The 4,404-nt window shown below is 35.6% G+C and carries 4 protein-coding genes; 3 read left to right on the plus strand and 1 reads right to left on the minus strand.

Features of this window, described 5'->3' with window-relative positions:
* Positions 1-201 precede the first annotated feature (201 nt).
* The 3 genes from WBN20_RS08645 (at position 202) to WBN20_RS08655 (ending at position 2,347) form a co-directional block, all read left to right on the plus strand.
* Positions 202-831, plus strand: a complete 630-nt coding sequence (locus tag WBN20_RS08645) for a DUF2202 domain-containing protein (RefSeq protein ID WP_424281390.1) — start codon at positions 202-204, stop codon at positions 829-831.
* Positions 815-1,327: a DUF2202 domain-containing protein gene (locus WBN20_RS08650; RefSeq protein WP_424281391.1), complete on the plus strand. Its 513-nt coding sequence runs from the start codon at positions 815-817 to the stop codon at positions 1,325-1,327. The genes WBN20_RS08645 and WBN20_RS08650 overlap by 17 nt, the downstream gene beginning before the upstream one ends.
* 459 nt (positions 1,328-1,786) lie before the next feature.
* On the plus strand, positions 1,787-2,347 hold the full coding sequence (locus WBN20_RS08655; protein WP_424281392.1) for a DUF4136 domain-containing protein: 561 nt from the start codon (positions 1,787-1,789) through the stop codon (positions 2,345-2,347).
* Positions 2,348-2,431: 84 nt separating this feature from the next.
* On the opposite strand, the gene WBN20_RS08660 is transcribed toward WBN20_RS08655, so the two are convergent.
* Entirely contained in the window at positions 2,432-4,333 is a 1,902-nt protein-coding gene (locus WBN20_RS08660; protein WP_424281393.1) for a hypothetical protein, read from the minus strand.
* Positions 4,334-4,404 lie beyond the last annotated feature (71 nt).

Consider the following 4,404-nt stretch of genomic DNA (forward strand, 5'->3'; position numbering starts at 1 on the left):
CACTATATGGCGGACTTATGGGTGGATTAATCTTCAATATGTTTATAAAAAACCAAAAAAAATAAGGAAGTCTTCTACTGTCTGGTTTATGAAATAGGAAGTCTTCGTAGACCTTTTCTTCTTTATTACTATGTAACATAAGTGGCTGTACTTTTTTGCAGAATAGGTGATTTTTGAGATATAATTAAAAATAGAAAAGTTATGAAATATTTAAAAATAATAAACACAGTAGCGATGATGATAGTATTGATGTTCCTATTATTTTCCTCGGCCTGTAGCAATGATGATTCGGAGACGATTAATTCACAAACAAGTATTGCCCTGAGCCAAATAGAGAAAGATGCCCTACTCTTCATGATGGAAGAAGAACGGTTGGCCAAAGACGTGTATGACCGATTATTCGCTGTATGGGGCATAAATCAGTTTGAGAACATAGCGAAAAGCGAGCAATCACACATGGATGCCGTTGAGAACTTGTTGAAACAATACAACCTACCTTATACAATTCTTGACGCAGGTACCTTCCAAAATACTGATTTACAAGCTGCATATGACATTTTGGTCGCCCAAGGTGAAGTCAATATCATAGGGGCCCTTACCTCAGGTGCAACAATAGAAGATCTTGACATCTATGATTTAGAAGAATGGATGACTAAAATTGAAAATGCAGAAGTATTGAATGTTTTTACAAAGCTTCAATGTGGTTCAAGAAACCACCTTCGCGCATTTATAGGATCCTTAGATTTATCAGGAGAGATCTATACACCAAAGTTTATTACACTAACGGAATACGAACAAATAATTAATAGCGAAAATGAAAAATGTAATTAAAACCAGTATGGTAATCTTAACGGTTATTTCAGGATTCCATGGCTTTGGTCAAATCAACGATCCAAGTGATAAAGAATCGCGCCATATGCAATATATGGTCGAAGAAGAAAAACTGGCCAAGGATGTATACACCTATTTTGGGGATAAATATGGCTCTCGCCCATTTATGAATATTCAAGAAAGCGAACAACGTCATATGAATATGATGATACAGATGCTTGAAAGGAACAATGTTTCTTATAGCCTAAGTGATAAACCAGGAGTGTTTTATAATGCAGAACTTCAAGAGCTATATAATAATTTGATAGCCCAGGGTAATACATCTGAATTGGATGCTTATAAAGTTGGAAAGGTTATTGAAGAAACTGATATTTCTGATTTGGAAGTGGCCCTTAAGAATACGAAAGATGTAACTAACATTAATATTTACAAGAATCTATTGCGAGCTTCTGAAAGTCACTTACAGGCCTTTAATAGGCAATTGTCAAGATATTAGTAAGTTGCTGTGATGAAAGTATTAGAAAAACAAAACATGTTTTTCATAAGTTGGTTTTAAAAGGTATTCTTTTAAAAATGAATTCCTTTTTTAAGTAATACAAGTTGCAGAGAAAACCCTGTAAAAGCCAATACTTATAGTCTTAGTCTAATACGAATCATTCTATCCCAATTGTTAAGATTTTACATTTGGTCCTTTAATTTAATAAACCATCAAAAAATGTTAGAACGGATTATACAATATAGTATTCATCACAAGCTTATAGTTTTACTATTTACCGCGAGTATCGTGTTATTTCGGACTTTGAAATAAAAGTCACCGAAAACAAAATCAAGGAATGATACATTGGAAAATTTATCTTCTTAAGCGCAAAGATGGCACTGTAAAGAAAACAGCACTTAATAGTTTAACTAATAATCAATTAAATTCTAAGGGTAATGAATAATAAATAGATATATCATGAAAACGCTTTTTATTGCTTTGGTTTTTATTCTTGCTTCAAGTTGTGCGGGTGTAAAGGTAGCATCCGTGCAGAACCCGAATATAGATTTAGAAAAATACAATACCTTTTGTTGGATACAGGGATGCGAATTAAATTATCAGGGACCGGATTATGGGTATAACCTTGAAAGAATGCAGTTAATACAAAATATCATCAAGGAGGAATTGGAATCCAAAGGTCTTATTAATGATGAAAACACACCTGAATTGTTAGTTGGCTTTCATGTCATTCTCGAGGAAAAGGAAAGTGTTTATACAAAAAATCCCGAAATGATGGATCCCTATGTAGGGCCAATTAGTTATTGGGATGGGTATGAGGATTATTACAATCAAGAAATCTACAGGTTTCTTAAAGGGTCATTAGTAATAGATTTAATAGATTCGGAAACAGGGGCCGTCATTTGGCAATCTACAGCTCAAAGATATATGGAACTTGATGAGCGAATGGATAAGGATAGGATGATCAAAGGGGTAAGAAAAGCACTCAAAGAGTATCCGTCAAAATTGGATGTGAAGTAACTTACGAAGTGTATTTGCCAAGGTCTCAGACAGAAAAACTTGAATTAATAATCCATTTTGTTATATTTTCCTGCTGAAGCATTATTACCGCAATTGTATTTCATCAATAACGTTTAAGGTATCCGGGTTTACAACCCTCATCTTTATGCTTTTACCATTTACATAAAACAAACAAATAGCATTTTGCACACTGAAAGCTTTGGTATAAGGGCTCCAAGGTGCTTTTTCCTGTGCATAATAGGGAGCTCCTGCGGCACCATTATTGATTTGATAAATTGGCCGGGAAATATTCAACTTTTTTCCAATCCAATTATCAGGGTATATGTTTACTTCTTTAGTAAGCTGTAAGCGATTGTAATTATGTTCATCACCCGTTAAAACTGCCACCACTTTTTTGCTTTTATTAATCAATAAATTCAGGTATTCATCCCTTCTTTCAATAATCCCTTTTTTTACGGGTTTGCCACTGATATATGGCCGTTTATCATTATTACCATTGTACCACATATCGTCGCCTACATGCCCACCGTTGGGTAAGATGGGTGTATGCTGTGTGAGAAAAATATGATCAATGGTTTTATCGGCTTCAAATTGTTTAATGATTTTTTTCAGCCATTTTATCTGATTATCCATCAGGTAACCATGTAAGCCACCACTAGTTGCCGGATTACTTGATATTGTTGGGGCATACCAGTAATCAGAATTCAATACAATCATAGCCATATTATCGTAGGTGTAGTAGAACACATTTTCCTTATAAGATGGAAAGTCAATATTACCTTTATCAATGTCATATTTATTACCATCTTCAGTGTCAGGACCATTGTCAGGATTCACAAAAGCAGCCTGCATCAATGCTTCAGCCGATTCTGTATCGTATGGAAATTTATCTATGAACGCTGCAGTATGTGTACCACTTGTATTTTCAAACACATAGCCCAATGCTTCATGATTACCCTGTCCAACATATACAGGCATATAATGCCAGAAAGGTTCTATTGATTTTTTCCAATTGCTCAGTTGCAACAGTTGTTCCTCTTTATTGGACAAATAACCATTAATCATGTCGCCAGTAAACTGCATAAACACAGCTTTGTTTTGGTGTGCAACAGCTGCTATCTTTTTCATAATATAGCTATTGGCACCATATATCATTCTTTCGCCACCTCCTAGGGCATGGCGACTGTCGCTGGAATAAGCAAACACAAAGGGCCTGCGGGAACCTGCAGCTGGGGCAGTTTTAAAGCTATACTGTTGTTGCATGTTTCCATACTTAACCGTGTATTCGTATTCCGTTTCAGGCGACAAGCTATCAATACTTATTTCATGATGTGTTTGTTTTTCATTTGAAGATGCAAAAGTTTTAACAATCCCGGAATCTTTCTTTGTCACTTCTATATTAGTTATAACTGGTAATGTAGTTTCAAATGATATTATACTGCCTTTGGAATAAATATTATTTACAAATGGGCCTTCATAAATGGCAGGCACTACCACAAACGGGCCTTTGCCTTCAGTACTCACTTCACCATCAAACAGTATCATTCCATTGTTGGTGATGATACGGTACCCAATACTTAATTGGCCGCTTTGTTGCCATCCTATCATATCATATATTCCGCTGAAGTCTGCTATTATATCAATTACAGCTTTACCGTTTTTTATCAATACTTCCCTTCTGAATACTGGAAGCGGATGTGGGGCTTTGCCATATGGTATCAGCCCATATACCAACTTACCCTGAAAATCAGGCAAACCGAAATCAAAAGAAATACCAGTTTCCGTTGCTGTGGCATTGCCCATCAATTGCAAAAGAGTGAAGTTAGCAGGGCTATTATCTGCATAAAACCTGTTGTTGCCCTGCTGGAAGTAAAGGCCTATTGAATCCTGCTGAATATTAGAATACGATGCCGGTATTTTTAACTGGCAAAAGCCATTCACCTGAAATAATAATATTGTTGTTAATAAGATAAATGTCTTTCTCATACTATGATTATTTATATGAACCTGTTAGAAGCATTGCAGAAACTGTTTTGGCGCGGATGGCCACAGCCACC

It is taken from the genome of Eudoraea sp. (genome assembly GCF_049665975.1).
In the GTDB taxonomy this organism is placed as follows: domain Bacteria; phylum Bacteroidota; class Bacteroidia; order Flavobacteriales; family Flavobacteriaceae; genus Eudoraea.

Bases quoted from the DNA above. Each gene is read 5' to 3' on its own strand.
- WBN20_RS08645 (WP_424281390.1), top strand. From the start codon at position 202: ATGAAATATTTAAAAATAATAAACACAGTAGCGATGATGATAGTATTG.
- WBN20_RS08650 (WP_424281391.1), top strand. From the start codon at position 815: ATGAAAAATGTAATTAAAACCAGTATGGTAATCTTAACGGTTATTTCA.
- WBN20_RS08655 (WP_424281392.1), top strand. From the start codon at position 1,787: ATGAAAACGCTTTTTATTGCTTTGGTTTTTATTCTTGCTTCAAGTTGT.
- WBN20_RS08660 (WP_424281393.1), bottom strand. From the start codon at position 4,333: ATGAGAAAGACATTTATCTTATTAACAACAATATTATTATTTCAGGTG.